General features: G+C 59.1%; 20 protein-coding genes. 4 read left to right on the top strand and 16 right to left on the bottom strand.

Going from position 1 to position 23,672, the window contains the following annotated elements; translation table 11 throughout:
• Positions 1–148 precede the first annotated feature (148 nt).
• Positions 149–1,831 carry a 30S ribosomal protein S1 gene (gene rpsA / locus N7U68_RS09890; protein ID WP_206295698.1) on the top strand — a complete coding sequence of 561 codons (1,683 nt, stop codon included), beginning with the start codon at positions 149–151 and terminating at the stop codon, positions 1,829–1,831.
• A gap of 210 nt (positions 1,832–2,041) precedes the next feature.
• Here rpsA and N7U68_RS09895 read toward each other — a convergent pair whose 3' ends face one another.
• The 8 genes from N7U68_RS09895 to N7U68_RS09930 form a co-directional block, all read right to left on the bottom strand.
• Positions 2,042–2,923: a dimethyl sulfoxide reductase anchor subunit family protein gene (locus N7U68_RS09895; RefSeq protein WP_263049000.1), complete on the bottom strand. Its 882-nt coding sequence runs from the start codon at positions 2,921–2,923 to the stop codon at positions 2,042–2,044.
• Positions 2,923–3,687, bottom strand: a complete 765-nt coding sequence (locus N7U68_RS09900) for a 4Fe-4S dicluster domain-containing protein (RefSeq protein ID WP_263049001.1) — start codon at positions 3,685–3,687, stop codon at positions 2,923–2,925. The genes N7U68_RS09895 and N7U68_RS09900 overlap by 1 nt, the downstream gene beginning before the upstream one ends.
• 106 nt (positions 3,688–3,793) lie before the next feature.
• Positions 3,794–6,622, bottom strand: coding sequence for a molybdopterin oxidoreductase family protein (locus N7U68_RS09905; RefSeq protein WP_263049002.1), 2,829 nt, complete (start codon positions 6,620–6,622; stop codon positions 3,794–3,796).
• Positions 6,623–6,754: 132 nt separating this feature from the next.
• On the bottom strand, positions 6,755–7,879 hold the full coding sequence (locus tag N7U68_RS09910) for an acetate/propionate family kinase (RefSeq protein WP_263049003.1): 1,125 nt from the start codon (positions 7,877–7,879) through the stop codon (positions 6,755–6,757).
• Between the two features lie 28 nt (positions 7,880–7,907).
• Complete coding sequence (gene xsc / locus N7U68_RS09915; RefSeq protein ID WP_165197934.1) at positions 7,908–9,683, bottom strand: sulfoacetaldehyde acetyltransferase; 1,776 nt, start codon at positions 9,681–9,683, stop codon at positions 7,908–7,910.
• A gap of 155 nt (positions 9,684–9,838) precedes the next feature.
• Entirely contained in the window at positions 9,839–11,302 is a 1,464-nt protein-coding gene (gene pdxR / locus N7U68_RS09920; protein ID WP_263049004.1) for a MocR-like pyridoxine biosynthesis transcription factor PdxR, read from the bottom strand.
• A 77-nt stretch (positions 11,303–11,379) separates the two neighbouring features.
• Complete coding sequence (locus N7U68_RS09925) at positions 11,380–11,961, bottom strand: DUF1523 family protein (RefSeq protein WP_165195932.1); 582 nt, start codon at positions 11,959–11,961, stop codon at positions 11,380–11,382.
• Between the two features lie 10 nt (positions 11,962–11,971).
• Positions 11,972–12,238 carry a hypothetical protein gene (locus N7U68_RS09930; RefSeq protein WP_165195930.1) on the bottom strand — a complete coding sequence of 89 codons (267 nt, stop codon included), beginning with the start codon at positions 12,236–12,238 and terminating at the stop codon, positions 11,972–11,974.
• 195 nt (positions 12,239–12,433) lie between these two features.
• Here N7U68_RS09930 and N7U68_RS09935 point away from each other — a divergent pair, with 195 nt between their 5' ends.
• Positions 12,434–13,249 carry a cyclase family protein gene (locus tag N7U68_RS09935; RefSeq protein WP_263049005.1) on the top strand — a complete coding sequence of 272 codons (816 nt, stop codon included), beginning with the start codon at positions 12,434–12,436 and terminating at the stop codon, positions 13,247–13,249.
• Positions 13,250–13,333: 84 nt separating this feature from the next.
• Here the strand turns inward: N7U68_RS09935 and N7U68_RS09940 are convergent, their stop codons facing one another.
• Complete coding sequence (locus tag N7U68_RS09940; RefSeq protein WP_263049006.1) at positions 13,334–14,542, bottom strand: aminopeptidase P family protein; 1,209 nt, start codon at positions 14,540–14,542, stop codon at positions 13,334–13,336.
• 165 nt (positions 14,543–14,707) lie between these two features.
• Between N7U68_RS09940 and N7U68_RS09945 the strand changes: the two genes are divergently transcribed.
• Positions 14,708–15,703, top strand: a complete 996-nt coding sequence (locus tag N7U68_RS09945; RefSeq protein ID WP_263049007.1) for a P1 family peptidase — start codon at positions 14,708–14,710, stop codon at positions 15,701–15,703.
• A 15-nt stretch (positions 15,704–15,718) separates the two neighbouring features.
• Here the strand turns inward: N7U68_RS09945 and N7U68_RS09950 are convergent, their stop codons facing one another.
• Positions 15,719–16,519: a hormone-sensitive lipase gene (locus N7U68_RS09950; protein WP_263049008.1), complete on the bottom strand. Its 801-nt coding sequence runs from the start codon at positions 16,517–16,519 to the stop codon at positions 15,719–15,721.
• A 106-nt stretch (positions 16,520–16,625) separates the two neighbouring features.
• Between N7U68_RS09950 and N7U68_RS09955 the strand changes: the two genes are divergently transcribed.
• Positions 16,626–18,095, top strand: a complete 1,470-nt coding sequence (locus N7U68_RS09955; protein WP_263049009.1) for an NAD-dependent succinate-semialdehyde dehydrogenase — start codon at positions 16,626–16,628, stop codon at positions 18,093–18,095.
• A gap of 90 nt (positions 18,096–18,185) precedes the next feature.
• On the opposite strand, the gene N7U68_RS09960 is transcribed toward N7U68_RS09955, so the two are convergent.
• The 6 genes from N7U68_RS09960 to glcE all read right to left on the bottom strand — a co-directional run bounded on the left by N7U68_RS09960 (position 18,186) and on the right by glcE (position 23,595).
• Positions 18,186–18,629, bottom strand: a complete 444-nt coding sequence (locus N7U68_RS09960; RefSeq protein WP_165195918.1) for a PRC-barrel domain-containing protein — start codon at positions 18,627–18,629, stop codon at positions 18,186–18,188.
• Positions 18,630–18,797: 168 nt separating this feature from the next.
• Positions 18,798–19,268, bottom strand: a complete 471-nt coding sequence (locus N7U68_RS09965; protein ID WP_165195916.1) for an Hsp20 family protein — start codon at positions 19,266–19,268, stop codon at positions 18,798–18,800.
• 161 nt (positions 19,269–19,429) lie between these two features.
• Positions 19,430–20,227 carry a trypsin-like serine peptidase gene (locus N7U68_RS09970; protein ID WP_263049010.1) on the bottom strand — a complete coding sequence of 266 codons (798 nt, stop codon included), beginning with the start codon at positions 20,225–20,227 and terminating at the stop codon, positions 19,430–19,432.
• Positions 20,224–21,030 (bottom strand): trypsin-like serine peptidase, encoded by an 807-nt coding sequence (locus tag N7U68_RS09975; protein WP_165195912.1) that lies wholly within the window; start codon positions 21,028–21,030, stop codon positions 20,224–20,226. The genes N7U68_RS09970 and N7U68_RS09975 overlap by 4 nt, the downstream gene beginning before the upstream one ends.
• 87 nt (positions 21,031–21,117) lie before the next feature.
• Complete coding sequence (glcF, locus tag N7U68_RS09980) at positions 21,118–22,440, bottom strand: glycolate oxidase subunit GlcF (RefSeq protein ID WP_263049011.1); 1,323 nt, start codon at positions 22,438–22,440, stop codon at positions 21,118–21,120.
• 24 nt (positions 22,441–22,464) lie between these two features.
• Positions 22,465–23,595, bottom strand: coding sequence for a glycolate oxidase subunit GlcE (gene glcE / locus N7U68_RS09985; RefSeq protein ID WP_263049139.1), 1,131 nt, complete (start codon positions 23,593–23,595; stop codon positions 22,465–22,467).
• Between the last annotated feature and the right edge of the window lie 77 nt (positions 23,596–23,672).

Genomic DNA, 23,672 nt, shown 5'->3' on the forward strand with positions numbered 1-23,672 from the left:
ATCAACACCGCAAAGCATATGAGCGCGAGCAGGGTCGGGACTCCTCCGGCCCTCTTTGTTTTGCGAATCGCCCGACCAACGAAACCCTCAAGACCGGCGGAGACAACCGCACGGCCAGACACAACACTAGTTAGGATTGAAACGCCACATGGCTGAGAACACATCTATGGAGGAATTCGAAGCCCTCCTGAACGAAAGCTTCGAAATGGACACGCCCGAAGAGGGTACAGTTGTCAAAGGCAAAGTCATCGCTGTCGAAGCGGGCCAAGCCATCATCGACGTCGGCTACAAGATGGAAGGCCGCGTCGAGCTCAAAGAATTCGCAAATCCCGGTGAAGCACCAGATATTTCGGTCGGCGACGAAGTCGAAGTATTCCTGCGCTCGGCAGAGAACTCTCGCGGTGAAGCCGTCATTTCCCGCGAAATGGCTCGCCGCGAAGAAGCATGGGACCGCCTGGAAAAAGCATACGCCGACGATGCCCGCGTCGAAGGCGCGATCTTTGGCCGTGTCAAAGGTGGCTTTACCGTCGATCTCGGCGGCGCCGTGGCCTTCCTGCCCGGCAGTCAGGTCGATGTACGCCCCGTGCGCGATGCCGGCCCGCTGATGGGTCTCAAGCAGCCGTTCCAGATCCTGAAAATGGACCGTCGCCGCGGCAACATCGTCGTCTCGCGCCGTGCAATCCTCGAAGAAAGCCGCGCGGAACAGCGTGCCGAAGTCATCGGCAACCTGACCGAGGGTCAGAACGTCGACGGCGTGGTCAAGAACATCACCGAATACGGTGCGTTCGTGGACCTCGGCGGTGTCGACGGCCTGCTGCACGTGACCGACATGGCATGGCGCCGGGTCAACCACCCGTCCGAGATCCTCGCCATCGGCGAAACGGTCAAGGTGCAAGTCATCAAGATCAACAAGGAAACCCACCGCATCAGCCTCGGCATGAAACAGCTGCAGGACGATCCGTGGGATCTGGTGGCAGCCAAGTATCCGCTGGAATCGACCCACACCGGTCGCGTAACCAACATCACCGACTATGGTGCGTTTGTTGAACTGGAGCCGGGCGTCGAAGGCCTCGTTCACGTCAGCGAAATGAGCTGGACCAAGAAGAACGTGCACCCCGGCAAGATCGTGTCGACCTCTCAGGAAGTCGAAGTCATGGTACTGGAAATTGACCAGACCAAACGCCGCGTGTCGCTCGGTCTCAAGCAGACCATGCGCAACCCTTGGGAAGTGTTTGCAGAAACGCACCCCGAAGGCACCGAGGTCGAAGGCGAAGTCAAGAACATCACCGAATTTGGCCTGTTCATCGGCCTCGACGGCGAAATCGACGGCATGGTTCACCTTTCCGACATCAGCTGGGACGAGCGCGGCGAAGATGCGATCCAGAACTTCCGCAAGGGCGATATCGTTCAGGCGGTCGTTTCCGAAGTCGACACTGACAAGGAACGCATCTCGCTTTCGATCAAGGCACTCGGCGGTGACAAGTTTGCCGAAGCCGTTGGCGGCGTCAAACGCGGCTCGATCATCACGGTCGAGGTCACCTCGATCGAGGATGGCGGCGTCGAGGTCGAATACGAGGGCATGAAGTCGTTCATCCGTCGTTCCGACCTCAGCCGTGACCGCGCCGAACAGCGTCCCGATCGCTTCTCTGTCGGCAACAAGGTCGACGTGCGCGTGACCAATGTCGACAGCAAGACCCGCCGTCTGGGTCTGTCGATCAAGGCTCGTGAGATCGCCGAAGAAAAAGAAGCCGTCGAACAATATGGCAGCTCGGACTCCGGCGCATCGCTTGGCGATATCCTCGGCGCAGCGCTGAAACCAAGCGACGATTGATCGTCCGCTAGGTTAGAAAATACACTAGGCTCCGCCCTCACCCGGCGGGGCCTTTTTCATACGCAGAACCATCACAGAACCTGTGCTTTTTCTTGGGTAAATACCCTGGGGAACGTTGAAAATTTCCCAAATTTTCAACGTTGGGCAAAGCCCCCAACTGCGTGAACGCAAATAGTGAAAATGCGCGCGGCGCAGACGCGCTCAATCAGGTCACGCGTCTCGCTTCCCATAGTATAGCCCGACCACATGCTCGGCTTCCGCAAAGAACAACCAGCGCGAGGTCGCGACGCCTGCCAGATGGCTCACAACCGCTAGCAGCGCAAACAGATGCGCGAACGGTAACAACAGCAAGACGACTGGCAGGACATAGCCTGCCCCAAGTGCGAACAACCGCAGCTTTTGCGCATGTTTACGGCCGATCACATGCACGAACTCACGCAACAAGTAGTTGGTTCCGGTATGTGGCGGTTCGAACGCGCGCACGGTTGCGCCATCCTTGGCCAGCCTCGTCGCAGTCGCCAAATTTGTCCCGCTCGCGGCCAATGCCCCATCGCCATGTCGCCACCACAGCACTTGCACCACTGCGGCCACCGGCAGCAGGATCAGCGCGAATGTAACTTGCCCCGCCAACAGCGCGCCCCCCGCCAGTGCAATCGCCAGATAGAGCGCCGACGTCAGCGGTGTTCTCCAGCGTGGAATTGTCTTCATCTGGCCGTAGATCATCGAGGTGGTATAAACCGTGCCCAGAGACAGCACTGCGCCGATCCAGCCCATCACGCTCCAACGCTCGTCTAGGAACACCAGCCCAGTGCCGAATACCCCCATCGCCACCAGCGCCGTGACTGCGGCCCATCCCTCCCGGCTCAGCCAGGACGAGCGCCATTGCGTAAATGCTTTCAATGCCCGCTCCGGGTGGCCCAGGTGAAAGGTCGATGAAATCAGTCCGCCAACGGCCAACAGATAGGCAATCACGAAAAATGCAAACGCTGTCCAGCCACGTACATCGGGCAATCCGATCCCCAACCAGAACAGCAGACCGAAACCCAGCCCCGACAGGGTGGTAAAGACGATAACAGACGGTGCCGGATACATTAGAGTTTCTCCAGTGTACGATCAAGCCAGCCAAGAAAGCCCGTCGGTTCGTCCATTACCGTTTCCAGAAACGGGGCCAGCACATCAATTTGATCCATCTGGTCCTTCGGGCGGGGCGGCAGGTATTGATTGACAGGTTTCGTGCCCTGTTCGGGCATCAGGTCCATGCCACCACGTTCGGCCGTCAGTCGGCTCACGTTGCTGTCCGGATCGGCAAAATCGCCGAAATACCGCGCGCCCGCAGGACAGGTGCGCACACAGGCTGGCTCGCGATCCACCTCCGGCAGGTTTTCATTGTAAATCCGGTCAACGCAAAGCGTGCATTTCTTCATCACACCTTCCTCGGCATCCATCTCGCGCGCGCCGTAGGGGCATGCCCACGCGCATAACCCGCATCCGATGCAATCGCTTTCATTGACCAGAACAATCCCATCCTCGACCCGTTTATAGCTGGCTCCGGTCGGGCAGACGGTCACACAAGGCGCATCCTCGCAATGCAGGCAGGATTTCGGAAAATGGACCAGCTGCGCTGCCGGGTGCGGCATTGCAGAGGTCGCCAGCGGCTGCACTTCATAGCTGTGTACGCGGTTCAGGAACGTGCCCGATGGCGCGGCGCCGTACGGGTCCTGATCACTCAACGGTGCGCCATAATTCTCGGTATTCCAGCCTTTGCAACTGATCACACACGCATGGCATCCCACACAGGTGTCGAGGTCGATCACCAGCCCGAGCTTCTTTTTCGTTGTTTGAGGAAGCGTGGTCATGTTGGCGCTCCATGCTTTGTCAGGGCGTGCACGGGGGCCAGCCCCCAGCGTTGAACGACAGGAGATTTCTCAACGTCCCCCGGTATATTTTCGGTCAGAAGATGCTTCATTTCCCCACCTTCCAGACCAGCGTATCCGGCCCCGTTCCGACGGGTGATTTGAGTGGGCTGAATGCTGGCTTGGCTTCTTGCGGGGCCTGCACCTTTTCGATCTTGACGCGCAGATCGAACCACGCCGCCTGCCCCGTCACCGGATCCGAATTGGACCAACGCATGCCATCGCCGCGTTCGGGCAGCAGTTCGTGGATGAGGTGGTTCAACAAGAACCCCTCGTTCGCCTCGGGCGCATCTTCGTCCAGCGCCCAGGCGCCCTTGCGCTTGCCAATCGCATTCCACGTCCAGACTGTGTTTTCGTTCAGCGCCGCCATATGCGCAACCGGCACCGTGATGTCGCCGTGATGCGAGCTGACGCGCGCCCAGTCACCTTCGACAAATCCGTTGGCCTGCCAGATTTTGGTCGGCACATAGAGCGGATTGCGCCCATGGATCTGGCGTAGCCATGCATTCTGCGTGCCCCAGCTGTGATACATGGCCATCGGGCGTTGGGTCAGGGCATGAATGGGGTATTCGCCTGTGTCAACATGCGCGTCCTCCAGCGCCGGATACCAGCGCGGCAGTGGGTCAAGCGTCTGCTTGATCCGATCACGCAGGTGATCGGGTGGTTGCCGGTCGCCATGTCCTTCTGCAGCCAGCTGAAATTTACGCATCGGCTCAACATATAGATCAAAGATGTAGGGCTGCGGGCTGTCAAACAGCCCCATCCCCACAGCCCAATCCTGATAGGCGGTGTTCCACGGTTTGTAGTAGTTCGCGCCCTCCGGAATGTGCTCGGCAAAGAATCCGCCATTCTTGATATAGGCATCAAGTTGTGCCGCGTTCGGACTGCCGCGCCCATGCTGCAACCCATTTTCACCCATCCGCCAGCCCGCCAGCGGGCCGATGCCGGGGCGTCGTTCGTGATTGGTGATGTAATCAGCGTAATCTTCGTATTTCTGGCTGCCATCCGCATCGGTAAAAGCCGGCAGGCCCAGACGCGCGCCCAATTCGCACAGGACCGATTGAAACCCGCGCACATCTCTATCCGGCTCGATCACCGGCCAGCGGATCGCGTCAGCGGCAGCATCCGCCTCGCAGATTGGCCGGTCCAGTAGCGAAATGCAGTCATGGCGCTCCAGATATGTGGCATCAGGCAGGATCAGATCAGCATAGGCGACCATCTCCGAGCTGTAGGCATCTGAATAGATGACGCGCGGGATCACATAATCGCCATTCTCATCCGTGTCCGTCAGCATCTCCATCGTGCCAGCCGTGTTCATCGAGGAATTCCATGACATATTCGCCATGTAGAGAAAGAGGGTGTCGATCTTGTACGGATCGCCTGCATGGGCGTTCGAGATGACCATATGCATCATCCCGTGGCTCGACATCGGGTTTTCCCATGTGAACGCCTTGTCGATACGTGCGGCCGTACCGTCATCCTTCAGGGCTAAATCTTCTGGCCCTTGCACAAAGCCCAGATGGGGCCCGTTTAGCGGTGCGCCGGCATTCACGCCGACATGCGGCTTGGGGTGGGCGCTGACCGGCTTTGGATATGGCGGTTTGAACCGGAAACCGCCGGGCACTTCGACGGTGCCAAGGATGATCTGCAATACATGCAGCGCGCGGCAGGTCTGGAACCCGTTGGAATGTGCCGAAATCCCCCGCATCGCATGAAAGCTGACCGGGCGGCCTTGCATCGTCTTATGCGTCTCGCCACGAAAATCTGTCCACTCAATATCCAGATCGAACGCCTCGTCAAAGGCAACGCGGGCGATCTCGGCTGCGATTGCCTTGATCTTCTCCGGCTTGATGCCACACCGCTCAGCCACCGCTTCCGGAGCGTATTGTTTATCCAGATAGCGTTCGGCCATCAGATGCATCACCGGGCGGTGCGTGACGCCAGCGGCGCGGTGCGTAGCACCCAGATCGGGGCGTATGCCGGGCTGATCAAACGCCGCCAGCTTGCCCGTTCTACGGTCGATCACCAGCGGCTTGCCGTTATCGTCGCGCAGGAACAGGCCGAATTCAGGTGATTTCGGATCGCCATTTAACAGCACCGGCGCGTTGGTGTAGCGCGCGAGGTAATCAAGATCGATCTTGCCCGCCTTCATCAGCTCGTGGATCAATGACAGGATAAACAGTCCATCGGTGCCCGGCGTGATCCCGACCCAGTCGTCAGCAATCGCGTTATAACCAGAGCGGATCGGGTTGACCCCGATCACCCGCGCACCGCGCGCCTTGATCTTGCCCAATCCCATCTTGATCGGGTTGCTGTCATGATCCTCGGCCACACCAAACAGCATGAACAGCTTCGTATGATCCCAATCGGGCTGGCCAAATTCCCAGAATGCGCCGCCCATCGTATAAATGCCAGCCGCCGCCATGTTGACCGAACAGAATCCGCCATGCGCAGCATAGTTGGGTGTACCAAAACTCTGCGCCCACAGGCTGGTAAAACTCTGGCTCTGATCGCGCCCGGTGAAAAACGCCAGTTTCTCGGGGTTCTTCTGTCGAATGGGCGCGAGCCAGTCGGTCGCGAGGTCCAGTGCTTCGTCCCAGCTGATTTCCTCGAATTCGCCCGACCCGCGCGGGCCGACCCGTTTCAGCGGCGCGCGCAGGCGCGAGGGTGCATTGACCTGCATGATGCCAGCACTGCCCTTGGCACATAGAACGCCTTTGTTGACCGGATGATCTCGATTGCCCTCGATATAGGCGACCTTGCCATCCTTCATATGCACATTGATGCCGCAACGGCAGGCGCACATGTAACAGGTGGTGCGGCGCACTTCGTCCGAAACCGGTGGCGAGGTGTCGAGTTTCGGAGGATTTTGCGTCATGTAGGCTTCCTGTCTCTTCCGGCTGTTACGTTAGGCCACGCCGCACGCGCAGACGACCCCTTTTCCTAAACTCTTATGCAGCCCCTCAGGTGGGCTTAGCTCACACACCCGGCACACTGACGCGGCTATGCCTCAGGCCGCCAATACCTCACTGACGTGGCGCGCGATCTGGCGTTCTTCATCCGCCGGTATGATCCAGACCGGGATCGCAGCATCGCAGAGGCTGATCACTGTAGCATGCAACGCATTGGCATCGACGTCCAAGGTGGCGCCCGCCCAATCCAACGCCGCCAAAATACGCTGGCGTATGTCCGAGCCGTTTTCTCCGATCCCGCCGGTAAAGGCGATGGCATCCACCCCTCCCATGGCAGCCATCATCGACCCCGCCTGCCGTGCGACCCAATAGCAGAAATGCGCGACGGCAAAACGGGCCGCTTCGGTGTCCTCCGCGAGCAGCGCACGCATGTCTGACACCCCGCCAGACAGACCCCTTAACCCGCTTTCGTGGTTCAACAACCCACTCGTTGCATCAATGCCGTCCTCCTCGACCAGCCGCAGAACCGCATTGGCATCAATCTCGCCCACGCGCGTCCCCATGGTAAGACCACTCACCGGCGAATACCCCATGGTGCAGGCAACTGACTTTCCCTCGTGAATCGCACAGAGCGAAACCCCGTTGCCCAGATGCAGCGCCAATAACCGGGTTGGCAACGGCGTGCCGGTCGCATGTCGCACGGACGCAACCAGCCCTGCATAGGACAGCCCGTGAAACCCATAACGCCGTATACCACGCGCGGTGACGTCCGGCGGCACCGCGTATTGTACAGCGACAGATGGATTAGTCGCGTGAAACGCTGTATCAAAGCAGGCCACCTGCGGCACTTCTGGGACGAGGGCAGTCAGTCGATCAATGGCTGCAAGGTTATGCGGATTGTGCAATGGCGCCAGCGCCGAATTTGCCTTGATCCGGTCCCGGACTGCGGGGGTCACACGACACGGTGCCGTCAGGTCGCTACCGCCATGCACAACACGATGCCCCACCGCAGACAGATCCCCCACCTGCACTGGTAGATTATCGAGGATGACAGACAGTGCTGCCGCATGATCCGGTAGCCCGATTAACTTGCGGTCTGACCCGACACAGAGCGAGGACGCGCCGCCGATCTCGTCCGCAATCCCCGACAGAACCCGTTCCAAACTCTGATCATAAAGGGCGAATTTGATCGAGGACGATCCCGCGTTCAAAACGAGGATCATCCCTGAATTCGCAGCAGCCGACATCACATCAGACCTGCTGCGGGCGCATGTCGTCCTTGCTGATGCCTGCCACCGCCACCGGCGCTTTCATCGCGTCACGGCGGAATGGCTCTCCCAGTTCCTGATTGATCATCGCCTCGATCAGCGTGGTCACGCCGTTTTCCATCTGGTCTTTGATCGCCTGTGCGAGGGCATCGGTCAGTTCGTCCTGAGTACGCGCGACCACACCTTTTAGCCCGCAAGCCGTTGCGATCCCGGCATAGCTGACCTGTTCGTCCAGCTCGGTCCCGACAAAATTATCGTCATACCACAGGGTAGAGTTGCGCTTCTCCGCACCCCACTGATAGTTGCGGAATACGATCTGGGTAATCGCGGGCCATTCCTCGCGACCAATGGCGGTGAGTTCCGTCACCGCGATGCCGAACGCGCCGTCACCCGAGAAACCGACGACCGGCACATCCGGGCAGCCTATCTTGGCACCGACAACCGATGGCAGGCCATAGCCACAGGGTCCAAAGAGACCGGGTGCCAGATATTTGCGCCCCGCCTCAAAGCTGGGATAGGCATTGCCGATGGCACAGTTATTGCCGATGTCCGAACTGATGATCGCTTCCTTGGGCAACGCGGACTGAATCGCGCGCCATGCCTTGCGCGGGCTCAGCCAGTCAGGCTTGGCACCGCGCGCGCGCTCGTTCCATGTGGTGCCCGGATCGTCCTGCTCGTGATCCATCGAGGTCAGTTCCTGCGCCCATGCCGATTTGGTCTTGGCGATGAGTGCTTTGCGCTCTTCACGGCCTGCGTCACCCGCATCATCCGTCAGTTTGGCCATGATCGAAGTGGCCACCTTCTTGGCGTCGCCGATGATGCCCACGCTGACCTTCTTGGTCAGCCCGATGCGATCGGGGTTAATATCGACCTGAATGATCTTGGCGTCCTTGGGCCAGTAGTCGATTCCATATCCTGGCAGAGTCGAAAACGGGTTCAGCCGTGTGCCCAGCGCCAGAACCACATCCGCCTTGCTGATCAACTCCATACCCGCCTTGGACCCGTTATAGCCCAGCGGCCCGGCAAACAGGGGATGCGAGCCGGGAAAGGCATCATTGTGCTGGTAGCCGACACAGACTGGCGCATCCAAACGCTCGGCCAGTGCTATTGACGTGTCGATGGCCCCACCCAGAACCACACCAGCCCCGTTCAGAATGACCGGGAACTTGGCGTTCGACAGCATTTCAGCCGCCTCGTTCAGTGCCGTCTCACCTCCACCGGGGCGCTCGAATTCGACAATCTGCGGCAGGTCGATGTCGATCACCTGCGTCCAGAAATCGCGCGGCATGTTGATCTGCGCGGGCGCACTGGCGCGCTTGGCGTTCAGGATCACCCGGTTCAGCACTTCGGCCACACGGGATGCATCGCGCACCTCTTCCTGATAGGCAACGCAATCCGCGAACATGTTCATCTGTTCGATTTCCTGAAATCCACCCTGTCCCAGCGTCTTGTTTGCGGCCTGTGGCGTGACCAGCAAGAGCGGAGAATGGTTCCAGTATGCCGTTTTTACTGCGGTCACGAAGTTGGCAATGCCCGGCCCGTTCTGCGCGATCATCATCGACATTTTTCCAGTCGCCCGAGTGTACCCGTCGGCCATCATCCCGCCCGAGCCCTCGTGCGCGCAGTCCCAGAACGTGATGCCCGCATCTGGGAAAATATCCGAAATCGGCATAAAAGCAGAGCCGATGATGCCAAACGCATGTTCGATCCCGTGCATTTGTAGTGTTTTGACAAAAGCTTCTTCGGTGGTCATTTTCATCGGGCTGTCCTCGGGCTGGAGCGCGTCGCGCGTATTCATCAGAATTCTGGCTGCAAACTACTGCCAGATCAGCCCCCATTCTAGGGCCAGTTGCATATGTCGGGTATATCCAAGCTGCTTATTTTTGAGCGATTCAGTCTCACTTTTGGATCCTATCAAGCCCGCCCGGCCAATTCTCTGGCAATCAGTTCTACACCGACCGTGATGCGATCCGCAGGAATCGATGAATAGGCCAATCGGTAAAAGTTGCGCGCCGGATCATCACCGTGAAAGAACGGCGCGCCCGGCTCAATCAGGACGCCGTGGGACCGCAACCTGTCGTTCACCTCGGTCATATCGACGCCACCCGGTGCCCTCATCCAGATCGACGACCCGCCAAAGACGCCACGCCCGGCAATACTCAGACCGTGCTGTGCCAGTGCACGCTCCATCACCTCGCGACGGCCAGCGTAGACTTGGCTCATCTTGCGGATCAGGCTATCATAATGTCCGAGGCTCAGAAAATAGGCCGCCGTGCGCTGCATATGCCCCGGCGGATGGCGCAGTACGCTGGCCCGCAGCGCCCGCGCCTCTCGGATAAAGGGCCGAGGGCCGACCAGATAACCCAGCCGCAACCCGGGAAAGATCGACTTGGAGAAGCTTCCGACATAGATCACCCGCCCATCCCGGTCGAGCGACTTCAGCGATGGGGAAGGCGACGCGAGAAACGCCATTTCGAACTCGTAGTCGTCCTCGACGATCAGAGCATCCATATCTCGCGCCTTTTTCAGCAGCGCCTTGCGCCGGGTCATCGGCATGGTCGCATTGGTCGGGCACTGGTGACTCGGCGTGGTAAAGATCACGTCGGCCTGTTCGGGCAGCGCACTCGGCGGCAACCCGTCCTGATCCACCGGCACCGCCGTCAGATGGCACCGCGACTGGGTCAGGATATCGCGCAGCGCATGATAACATGGGTCTTCGACCACGGCGGTCCGCCGCTGCGTCAACAATACCTGCGCTGTCAGCCACAGGGCGTTCTGCGCGCCCATGGTGATCAGAATCTCGTCTGGTTCTGCCAGAATCCCCCGACGAGGTAGTGTGTGGCGCGCAACGAACTCGATCAGTTTTGGATCGTCCTGATCATAGTAATCCGTGGTCAACGCCAGAAAATCCTTCTGTCCCAGCGCCCGCAAGGCGCAATGCCGCCAATTGGCGTGATCGAACAGCTTGGGATCGGCCTGCCCGTAAATAAATGGATAGCGATAGCTCGACCAGTCCTGCGGTTTTACTGGTGTCGCCCCACCGGTAAAGCGTCGGCCTAACGCACGCCCCCAATCAATACGATCCTGCCGCGGGTGACGCGGCACAAAGCGCGGCGGTTCTGGTGCGTTGTCGGATACAAAAAACCCGGACCGGTCCCGCGCGGTCAGATAGTCATTCGCCTGCAACTCGGTATAGGCCAGCGTCACAGTGATCCGGCTCACGCCCAGATGCGCGGCCAGCCTGCGCGATGACGGCAGCTTTTCACCCTTGGTAAACCGACCAGACAGAATGCCTTCGGCAATCATCTGCTGGATCTGCGCCTGCAACGTGCCCTGCGCATCCGAATTCAGGAAAAATGTCTCGACCGAGATTGTCATGACACGACGTTAGACTGGACTTATCCAGCACGCAATCTGGCCTGAACAGGACAATGCGAATTCTGCGGCTGATCTGCCTAACCCCAGCCGTCAGTGTAATCGTCCACCAACGGATCAACCTTATTCCGCCGGAACCGTTTCCAGCGCACACGGATACCCCAGCAAAACGCAGCAAACACGGTCAGGATAAATATGTTCAGCCAAGGGATAATCCGCACATCTGGGCTATCTACTGCGCGGACGCTGATCGCGTTGGGAAAGATCGACATGAATTCGTTGCGCCAGCCGTAGTGCTTGATCACGACCCATTGCGCATTCGCAGCGTTCTTTTTGGAAATCAGGTCTGCTGCTTCGGCTTGCAGGTTGCTGGTGTCGAATTTGAAATAGGGTGGCCACCCCCAACCGGTATCTTCGTTGCGATAGATCATTGGCTTATCGTTGGTCCGGAACGCCTGAATGAAAAAGACATCGCGGTTGATCGTATCGGTGGCACTGCCCACATCCGGACTGGACCAAAATATCGAATTCTCGCCAAAATCCACGCGTTTTTCATAGGTGTCCGTGATCCGGGCAATGTCATGCTGTGGCAGCGTATAATGGAAAAATGCCGCTATCAGCACCCAAAACGTGCCCCAGAACACCAACTTCACATAGACCATCGCGGCCCCCTTAATTGAAATTCGTCAGGTAGATGATTGTACTCATCACCGTGATCGGCACGATATAGACCAGCAGGATCAGTTTGCGCCGAACCGATCCGTCATACTCCTTTAGCCCGGCATCCACAAACACGTCGCGCTCTCCGGGCTGGCCCTCTTCTTCCCACTGCTTGCGCAGCTTGCCCGTCCGCACGGACCGCGAATAGAACGACAACGCGACATAAATCACGCTCAGAAAAAGAAAGCCAAAGACCATCAATCTCAGCAATGCCAACATGTCTGCGCTTCCCCCGGTATTTCGCACCCCTGCCTTTTCTGTCTACTGCTTGGCGCGCATTTGTCCACTCTTGGTACGCGCTCACCCTGTCTAGATGGGCGCATACAGGCCAAAAATCCAGTCATCTGCGGATTCTCATCGCAAGGCAGAGTTTCGGTGTTACGCTCATCCCATGACAACAGAGGAGACCCGAAAATGTGTAATGCCTGTGTGATGAACGCGGTCAAGGACCGCATGCTGTCCCGTCGCAACTTCTTCCAACTGTCCGCCGCTGCCGGGGCCGGCGTCGCGCTGGCCAGTGCCTCTGCACCGCCCGCGCTGGCCGCCGGGCACAGCAGTGTAGAGGACATGACCCATACACTCAGCGCCGAATTCCCGACCTTTTTCGGCGAGCCGGGGTTTGCCGCCGATCAGGCGTTCAACTTCGCCGAACATGGGTTCAACCTATTCAACCTGTCGATCAACGAACACACCGGCACGCATATTGACGCGCCGATGCATTTCTCGGCCGATGGTGCGTCTGTGGATGAGATCCCGGTCAGCAGTCTCGTTGCCCCGCTCTGCGTAGTCGACATCGCCGCCCGCGCCGCAGACGACGCGGATACCCAAGTCACGCCGGATGATCTGCGCGCATGGATAGAGGCAAACGGCGACATCCCCGATGGCGCATGTGTTGCGCTCCACTCGGGCTGGGGGCCAAAGGTCGGCGGCGATGGTTTTCGCAATTTCGACGGCGAAGCGATGCATTTTCCCGGCTTTCACGTCGAGGCCGCACAGATGCTGTTGGAGGAGACCGGCGCAGGATCCATTGCCGTCGACACGCTCTCACTGGATCATGGAATCTCGGCCGATTTCGCGACTCATTACGCGTGGCTTTCCTCGGGACGTTTTGGGATCGAATGCCTTGCCAATCTGGACAAGATGCCTGCCAGCGGGGCAACGCTGGTTATCGGCGCGCCCAAACACAAGGGCGGATCGGGCGGGCCCGCGCGAATATTTGCAATGGTTTGAGCAGCGCAAACCGCAAGTGAAGGATTTGAAAAGGGCGGCCCGGTATCCGGACCGCCCTTTAGGTTTTAGGTTTGGATAGTACGGCTATCCAACAACGTTGAAATCGGGCCCGTATGGATAGCCCGTGATGTTCTCGTTGCCGTCCTCGGTGATCACCAGAACGTCATGTTCACGGTAGCCACCTGCACCCGGCTGACCCTCTGGCAGAGTCAGCATCGGCTCCATCGAGATGACCATTCCCGGCTCCAGTACCGTGTCGATATCCTCGCGCAGTTCCAGACCGGCCTCGCGTCCATAGTAATGGCTGAGGATACCGAACGAATGACCATAGCCAAATGTACGGTATTGCAGCAACTGGCGCTCTTCGAAGAAGTCGTTGATCTTATGCGTGACTTCCGCACAGCTGACGCCGGGCTTCAGCAGGCTCATGCCGTATTCATGGGCGGCCACGTTGGCCTCCCAGATTTTTCGGCTGGCTGCGTCCACTTCGCCGACAAACATTGTGCGTTCCAGCGCAACGTAATAGGCCGAGATCATCGGGAACGTGTTGAGGCTCAGGATATCGCCATATTCCAGCTTGCGGGCCGTGACGGGATTGTGCGCGCCGTCGGTGTTGACACCGGACTGGAACCAGACCCACGTATCGCGATATTCTGCATCGGGGAAAACGCGGGCAATCTCCAGTTCCATCGCATCACGGCCGACAATGGCCACGTCGATCTCTCGCGCGCCGATTTTCACCGCATCCTTGATCGCATAACCCCCAACATCCGCGATGGCAGTACATTTGCGGATCAATGCAATTTCGGCAGGTGACTTATGCATACGCTGGCGCATGGTCGCGTCGGCCAGATCGATCGCCTTCGACGGCTTCAGAAACGCATTCATCTTGCTTTGCTGCACCAGCGTCAGGTGATCGCCTTCATAACCGACCACTTTGCCTTCGCCCGAAACAGAGCAGATCGCGCGCCAGTAATTGTCACGCTGCCAGTCAGTATAGGTGATGTTGTCGCAGAACGACCGCCGCCAAGGTTGACCCGCGTCAATGCCTGCCGAAATCGTCACGCATTCGGATGCGGTAACAACCAACCCGTAAGGACGACCAAACGAACAGTAGAGGAAACCACTATAGTAGGCGATGTTGTGCATCGACGTGAACACGGCAGCATCGACACCCTGTGCTGCCATGATTTTGCGCAGGCCCGCCACCCGCGCCTCGTATTCCGAGACTTCAAAGGCCAGCGGAGCCTTCTCACCATTGTGCAAACGGTACATTTCAGGACGTGCAGTCATTTCGACCCTCCTAATCAAAGAAAGGTCCCGGCGTTCAGGACTGTGGGATATAAGGGATCTTGGCCCGACAGGGCGGGCGACGCCATCGCCCCGATCCTGTCCTTCTCCTTGCCGATTTCGCACGTTCTGGCAAGATAAATCTGACAATTTCAAAGGATACTGCACATGACGGCACACCCCGGCCCACTGAACCTGATCACCGATGTCATCGGTTTGCGTGTCGGTAACGCGCAGGATGACACGCTGAAATCCGGAGCGACCGTACTGGTCGCTGATGCGCCGTTTACGGCCGGTGTGCATGTCATGGGCGGCGCCCCCGGCACCCGTGAAACCGATCTGCTCGGCCCTGACAAGACGGTTGAGCAGGTCGATGCGCTGACACTGTCTGGCGGGTCGGCCTTCGGCCTCGACGCGGCCTCTGGCGCGGCAGATGCATTGCGCCGCATGGGACGCGGTTTTGCCGTGGGCGGCGTGCGCGTTCCCATTGTGCCCGGTGCGATCCTCTTTGATTTGCTCAACGGTGGCGACAAGACGTGGACCGAAAATCCGTACAAGGCCCTCGGTGCCGCTGCCTTGCAGGATGCTGAACCGCAGTTTGCTCTCGGCACTTGTGGCGCTGGTACAGGCGCAACAACCGCCACCCTAAAGGGTGGGCTTGGCTCTGCCTCACTGGTCTTGCCCGGCGGCCACACGGTCGGTGCACTTGTGGCGGTGAATGCGTTGGGGTCTGCCACCGTCGGGGACGGGCATGCCTTTTGGGCAGCGCCGTTCGAGATTGATGCAGAATTCGGCGGGCACGGCGTTCCGACGGCCTATACCGGTGTCCAGATCCCGGTAACCAAACTCGGCCAACACGCGAATACTACGATCGGGATCGTGGCCACCGACGCCGCCCTTAGTCAAGCACAATGCACGCGCATGGCGACGGCAGCACATGACGGTTTCGCCCGTGCGTTGGTGCCGTCACACACACCGATGGATGGCGATCTGATCTTTGCGGCCAGTACCGGCACACGCCCGATGGCCGACCCGCTTTTCGATACTCTGATGCTGGGCCACGCCGCCGCGACCTGTATGGCACGCGCCATCGCGCGGGCGGTCTATCTGGCAACGTCCGCGCAGGGCGATACCCTACCGACATGGCAGCAAAAGTTCGGTTGACGGCGTGCGTCGGCGTCAACGCGCGTGTGGATTGAGCAGCCTTTCAACGAGCAGGCTTTGCGGATCGCGCAACGGTTCGATAACATCGAAATGGTGCTGCCCCGGCACCACCACATGCGCGGCATTCCATGCCTCTGCCAGCCATCGCGCCTGATCCAGAAAAACCGGACGTTCGTCACCGCCGACCCAGACTGTGACCGGCATATTCGGCGCGGGGTACAGTGCCGGGCTTTCTGCTGCGGCCTCGTCGTCGGTCAGTCGAAAATCGGTATTCATCGCAGTTCCCATCAGTGGACGCAGGTCCGAGACAGGCGAAATCGGCAGGATATGACCAATCCGGCCCGCAACCGGCGCAGGTAGCATCCCCGCCAGCCCCATGCGCGCGACCAGATGTCCGCCAGCCGAATGCCCGGTTAGCATTATGGGGCCAGCCACTCGCTCTGCCGCCACACAGACCGCTTGTGCGATCTGGCGTGTAATCTCGCTGATCCGCACATCGGGGCAGAGATCATAAGATGGCATCGCCACTGCCCATCCCCTTGCCACGGGTCCCGCGGCAAAATGGGACCAGAAGATTCGATGGAATTTTAGCCAATATCCGCCATGCACAAAAACACACAGACCCTGTGGCTTACCTTTCGGCAAAAAGAGGTCGAATGCTGTGCGTTTGGTATCGCCATAGGGTATGTCCAGCCGGGCATGCCCCGCATCGACCAGTTTATCGCGATAGTCGGCGGCCGATGCCGCCCACCGGGGCGGATACCCATTGGCGTCCGGAATATAGGGCATATTGGCGTAGGCGTCGTCTAGGTCCATAGTTGCATTATCTCCAACGTGGTACTGGACAACACTAGTCCAAGATGCTTTGCCGTTCCGAGACGAAGTTCTGACACAAGACGCTCGAAACGAAAAGGACACAACAATGAGTGATACCGATCTGAAATCTCTGTTGAAAGATCCCTCCCTGCTGGCCGAGAACGCCTACGTTAACGGTGAATGGGTCGCCGGTGATGGCACATTCGACGTCACCAACCCCGCCCGAGGCGACGTTATCGCAAAGGTTGCGGACCTCAGCCGCGCACAGGTCGCCGAGGCGATCGCTGCCGCAGAAGCCGCGCAAAAGGAATGGGCCAAATGGACCGGCAAGGAGCGCGCCGCAGTTCTGCGCAAATTGTTCGACCTGATGATGGAAAACCAGGACGATCTGGCAACAATCCTGACCGCCGAACAAGGTAAACCTCTGGCAGAAGCCAAGGGTGAAGTCGCTTACGGCGCATCCTTCTTCGAGTTCTTTGGTGAAGAAGCCAAGCGTATCTATGGCGAAACGATCCCCGGCCACCAGCGCGACAAGCGGATTACTGTGATCAAGCAGCCCATCGGTGTTGCAGCGTCTATCACACCGTGGAACTTCCCCAACGCGATGATCACCCGCAAGGCGGCACCGGCACTGGCCGCCGGGTGTGCCTTTGTGGGCCGTCCTGCTGCCGAAACACCGCTGTCTGCGACTGCGATGGGTGTGCTGGCCGAACGCGCGGGCATTCCCAAAGGTGTGTTTAACATCGTCACCTCCTCGCGCAGTTCCGAAGTTGGCAAGGAATTCTGCGAAAACCCCGCAGTGCGCAAACTTACCTTTACCGGCAGCACCGAAGTGGGCCGTATCCTGATGCGTCAGGCCGCGGATCAAGTTATGAAGTGCTCGATGGAGCTGGGCGGCAACGCGCCGTTCATCGTGTTCGACGACGCCGATCTGGATGCCGCTGTTGAGGGCGCGATCCTGTGTAAATTCCGCAACAACGGTCAGACCTGCGTTTGTGCCAACCGCATTTACGTTCAGGCAGGCGTCTACGATGCATTCGCCGAAAAGCTGAACGATGCAGTCTCCAAGCTGAAAATCGGTGACGGCATGGAAGAGGGCGTCGCTCTCGGGCCGCTGATCAACGCGGATGCTATAGAAAAGGTGCAGGAGCACGTCGCTGATGCAAAATCCAAGGGCGCGAACGTCCTCATGGGTGGCGGTGAGCCGATGCAAGGCGAAGGATACTTTCTGCCGCCAACAATCCTGACCGACGTGACGCAGGATATGCAGGTCAGCAAGGACGAGACGTTTGGCCCGCTCGCGCCGCTCTTCAAATTCGAGAACGAAGACGACGTGATCGCCATGGCGAATGACACAATCTTCGGGTTGGCCAGCTACTTTTATGCCAAGGATCTCAGCCGGGTATACAAGGTGGCCGAGGCGCTGGAATATGGGATCGTCGGAGTGAACACTGGCATCATCTCGACCGAAGTGGCGCCGTTCGGCGGCGTAAAGCAATCCGGCCTTGGCCGCGAAGGCAGCCATCACGGCATCGACGATTATCTGGAAATGAAGTATATTTGCATGTCGGTATAACGTCGGTATCGCGTCGGTTTCACATCGGCGCGTTCACGTACTAAAAAGGGGCCAAATTGGCCCCTTTTTTTTGTGCTTATCTGCCGTGGATCAATTCCAGAATCCCTCATCGACATCCTTCATGGTCTTCAGTTGGTCTTCGCTCAAGCGGGTGACATAGGCGTATGTATTGTCCTGTGTCGGCACCAGCTTCACGTCGTCAGTGGCAATCACCACATGCTTGTCGCCGATGTCGAGAAAGCCGCCGATCTCAGCCACGATTCCGACCATCTGGCCTTCGGGCGTCAGAATGATATCTTCGATCTGGCCGATCTTGTTCCAGTCGGGCCCAACAGCAGTGTCCACCGACATATTGGTCCATTTGTCATCTGCGGCATTGGTCGAAAACACCGAACCGCCGGTGATGTCGCGGGTGCGGATCAAGTCACCTTGCAGGGCCATCAGTTTGGCGCTGGCGTCTTGGGCCGGTGCGACTGTTGCAAAGGTGGACAATGCCAATGTGCTGGCGGCGAGGGTGGTTATGACGTTTTTCATGTCTGATTTCCTCCTGTATCAGGGTTTCATCAGGTCAACGCAGCCCTCGTCCCGCATGTTCCAAACAGATCGCTTGCCGTGGCGGCAGGCTCGGTTGGGCATTGGTCTGCCATGACGAAAAAGGCCCGGCAATTTGCCGGGCCTTCAGCGCAATCAGAGAGCTGTGGATCAGTTGACAGCCTTGGCGTCGACCACGTCCTTGTCGGTGTTGGTCGATCCGCTTTCGATTGCGATGCGGCGCGGTTTCAGTGCCTCGGGCACTTCTCGCACCAGATCAATATGCAGCATGCCGTCTGCATGGGCCGCTCCGGTGATCCGCACGTGATCCGCCAATTGGAAGCGTCGTTCGAACGCGCGGGTGGCAATGCCCCGGTGCAGATAGTTGCGGTTGGCGTCATCATCCGCCTTGCGTGCCGCGACGATCAGCGCGCCCTCTTTCACTTCGACTGACAGGTCGGCATCGGCAAAGCCTGCAACCGCAATCGAGATACGGTAGGCATCATCGGCTGTCTTTTCGATATTGTAAGGTGGATAGGTCGGCTGGGCGACATCACTGGACAGAACGCGGTCCATCATGTCTGCAATTTGGTCAAAGCCGACGGTGGCCCGGTAAAGTGGAGCCAGATCAAAGTTTCGCATGGGTCATCCTCCATTGAGCGATAACAATATGGTGTGACCTTCCCATCTGGGACAGGCCGGGTTCCGTCCGGCCCGCGACGCGGCACCGAACATGCCATATGTGGGGAATGACAACGCTGTTTCAAGTACCGCAGATACTGCGAAACCGCCCGCCCCCGAAATCAGGGTTTTGCAAATTTCGCGCCGGAAGCGCCACCGCCCTGTCCCACCTTTATCCGCTTGATCCGCGCGGGCCCGGTTTGGACAGATGCGCGCAAGTCGCGCTTTAGCCGGTCGACGACGTCTGGCAGGTCCATTCCATAGGCAACCGTAGCGCCATCCTGTTTTCCACCTGCGCTGATCAGGGACACAATACGCGCGCGACCTGCCTCGCGCGTAAAGACGGGCGCACCGGACGAACCAAACGTCACATTGCAGTCAAACGCCATCAGCCCCTGCCCCGCGGCCGTCACACCGCAATCGCGTTGCCATGACAGCGCCGCATCGCGCCCTTTGCCGTAGCTGACCACGCTCACCCGCTGCCCCGGACGCCGGGGCGCTGCCAGAACGAACGGGCTGGCAACCGCGCTGGGGATGGCTTTCTTTAACACCAGAAGGGCCGCGTCGTGACGCAAGTTGTTGGCATCAAGCCCACCCAGAGGCGCGTAATCGGTATGCGCGGCGATCTGGGCGACACGGCTTTGCGAGATGAAAACGCCATCCCGCAATCCTGCGCGAAATATCAGATCGTCCGGTTCGATCATCGCGCCTTGTTCATCATACACGCAATGCGCAGCCGTCAGCACGGTGTCCGGGGCGATCAGCGCACCCGTGCAATATCCGTCGCCGCCGATCTCGATCCTGCCGACCGCCTCCCATCCAAAGAGGTCATCCCGGTCTGTCAGGCGCACCAGCCCGCTGGCCGCAACAACCTGCGGCAACAGCGCGAACGCCAGCATATAAATGACGCGCAGTTTCATGGCTTGGCAAATTTCGCACCCGTCGTCCGGCGCACTCCCACGATATTCATCTGCGGCGCATCGGATTGCTGGACACCTTCGCCAGCATCCAATGCCGCACGCAGCACCGCCAACGGCTCTTCCAGTTGTGTGCCCAGTGACACCTTGCGGCCATTGACCTCTGCCATGGCCGACACGACTGATACGACACGGGGCGTGCCGCTTTCAAAGCTGAAGATCGGCGCACCGGATGCCCCATAGGTCACATCGCACGACATCACCAAGACACCCTGCTGGCGGGCAATGACATCACACACCTCCTGTAGCGAAGGCGCCTCTGACCGACCACGCGCATAGCTGACGACACCGATACGCTGGCCCTTGATCGGGCGTCGATCCGTCTCGAACGGTTCTACCCGCCCATTGCGGATCGGGTGGTGCAGTTCCAGCAGCGCCACATCATTGCGCACCCGGTCTGCCGCGATCTGCTGATCAAAGATATAGCTGGGGTGGACCACGGCGCGACGTATCCAACGATAGGCTGATGCGCGACCATTGCGCCAGCCCGCTAAAAATTCGATCTTGTTCTGGTCGATCCGCTTTCCGGTCGCCTTGTCAAAGAGGCAATGGGCCGCTGTCAGCACCAGATCAGGCGCGATCAATGTGCCTGTGCAAAATCCCCGCCCCGCCAGATCAAGCCGCCCGACAGCCTCCCATGCGCGACCATCATCGCCGGTGTCGAGCCTCTGCAACTGTGTCTGCTGTGCCGATACAGGCGATATGATCACAGCAACCGCAAAGGCCACCAGCAAGCTGCGCAGCATGAAACACTCCCAAATCCAGTTCTGTTGCACCGCTACCAAGGATTTGAGGCATTTGTTTGGCACGATCGCCAAACCAGCAAATCAATTTCAGCGGTTCAGGTTCGGGATGGGCAGTTTCCCGTCGAGCGCGGGCGGTTTCGGACCACCAGTGGCCCAGTCCAGCAACTCAACCGTATGCACAATGGGTATCTCGGTTCCGCTGCCAATCTGCATCATGCAGCCGATGTTTCCGGCTGCGATGGCATCCGGCGATTTCGCTTCCAGCGTGCGCACCTTGCGCGTCTTTAGTTGCCCAGAAATTTCGGGCTGCATCAGGTTGTAGGTGCCAGCCGAACCACAGCACAGGTGGCTGTCGGCGGGCTCCACCACTGTGAACCCGGCGCGCTTCAGCAGGTCTTTGGGAAAGGTCTTTATCTGTTGTCCGTGCTGCAACGAACAGGCCGCATGATAGGCAATCGTCAGGTCCTTGGCCGACCCGTCCGGCATATCGAGCGTCATCAGCAACTCCGAGATATCCATCGCGATCCCCGAGATCCGCGCCGCATCCTGCGCCAACGGGTCGTGCCGGAACATATGCCCGTAATCCTTGACCGTGGTGCCGCATCCGGATGTGTTGATGACAATGGCATCCAGGCCGTCACCGTCCATTTCGGCCGCCCAAGCATGGATATTCTTTGCGGCGGTGGCATGGCTCTTGGTCGCCTTGCCCATATGGTGCGTCAGCGCGCCGCAACAGCCTGCGCCCTTGGCCACCACCACTTCGCAGCCCAGCCGCGTTAACAGCCGGATCGTGGCATCGTTGATATCGGTATTCAGCGCCTTTTGGGCGCAGCCCGTCATCAGTGCCACACGTTTTCCGGCGCGCACGGCACCAGTAGCCGGCAAAAATGTCTGTGGGTCATCATTGCGGCTGACCGGCGGCACCTGCTTCGGTGCCATCTCCAACATCGCGCGCAACCGCGCATCTGGCATCAATCGGGCGAAGGGCCGCCCAAGCTTGGCCCCCAGCAGCGCGATGCGAAATCGCATTGGGTGGGGCAAAATACGCGCCAGCACCCAACGCAGCATCCGTTCACCCGGTGGGCGTTTGTAGTTGGCCTCGATATAGGCGCGCGCATGATCCACCAGATGCATGTAATGCACCCCCGACGGGCAGGTGGTCATGCAGGCCAGACAACTCAGGCATTTGTCGATATGTCCCACCGTCTTGGCATCGGGCACACGTTCGTTTTCCAACATATCCTTGATCAGGTAGATGCGCCCGCGCGGGCTATCCAATTCGTCGCCCAAGACCTGATAGGTGGGGCAAGTCGCTGTGCAAAATCCACAATGCACGCAGGATCGCAGGATTTCATTCGCGCGGCGAATGCCCGGATCTTTCAACTGATTCTCGGTAAACTCAGTGCGCATCGAAACCGCCCTTTTTCAATAAAGTCACGCGACCGACCCCATCAATCCGGGGTTCAGAATACCGCTCGGATCGAACCGCGCGCGCAACCCCGCCTCCAGTGCGGCCAATGACGACGGCAAGGGGTGAAACGCATCCGGACCAGTCCCACGGACACGCGTCGCATGCCCCCCGACAGCCGCCACAGCGTCCCGGATCGCGCTTGCATGACTGTCCCCATTAACCCTGAGCCAGATCAGCCCGCCACCCCAATCATAAATTGCGTCCGCCCCGGAAACCTGCGCCACGACGGTCGGCGCATCGGTGGGTTTGACAGAGACACGCCAGACATCACCGGCGTGTCCCTTGAACGGCACCACATCCCGGATTGAACACCAGCAAGCGTCAACACACTCGGGATCTGTCTCAAGCTGAAACACACCAAACTCCCCGAGCAATTTTTGCAGGGCGTTCGCCCGGTAACGCACGGATTTCTCAAAGCCCTCCAGACGGATCATCGTCACCGGCACCCCGTCCGACCCCTTTTGCATGTGGGCTGCACCACTAACCTCATAGGGTGATCCCAACGCGCGACAGAGGGCCGCAACGGCACGAACATCATCTAACCCCTCAAGGCTCAGCACTCCGCAAAAATCCGACTTCGGCAAAACCTTGAACGATAGTTCTGTCAACACGCCCAACGTCCCGCGACTGCCCGCCATCAGCTTGACCAGATCATAGCCGGTGACATTCTTCATCACCCGCCCGCCGTTCGATACGACCCGCCCCGCGCCATCAACAAACCGCACCCCCAGCAGAAAATCGCGCGCCGCCCCCACCTGAATACGGCGCGGACCAGAGATATTGGCCGCGAATACGCCCCCGATCGTCGGTATGCCGTCAGTGCCCAACAAGGGGCGATGGTCCATTGGTTCAAAGGGCAATCGCTGGCCTTCTTTGGCCAGCGCCGCCTCTACCTCTTCCAGCGGCGTGCCAGCCTTGGCCACCATCGTCAGTGCACCGGGTTCATAGAGGTCGATGCCGCGCATCGCCGACATGCTCAGTGTCTCACCCGTGCGCGCGCGCTCAACAGATCGCGTGCCGCCACCCTCTATCCGCAACGGACCAGTGGCGGCTTTGATTATCTCCGCCAGCGCGGTCTCTGTCTCTGGGCGCAACATGATGTTTCTTCTTGCTCCAAATATCCTGGGGTGAGCTTTGAAACCGGCAGGTTACAAAGCGAGGGGCAAAGCCC

It is taken from the genome of Roseovarius pelagicus, assembly GCF_025639885.1.
Taxonomy (GTDB): Bacteria; Pseudomonadota; Alphaproteobacteria; order Rhodobacterales; family Rhodobacteraceae; genus Roseovarius; species Roseovarius pelagicus.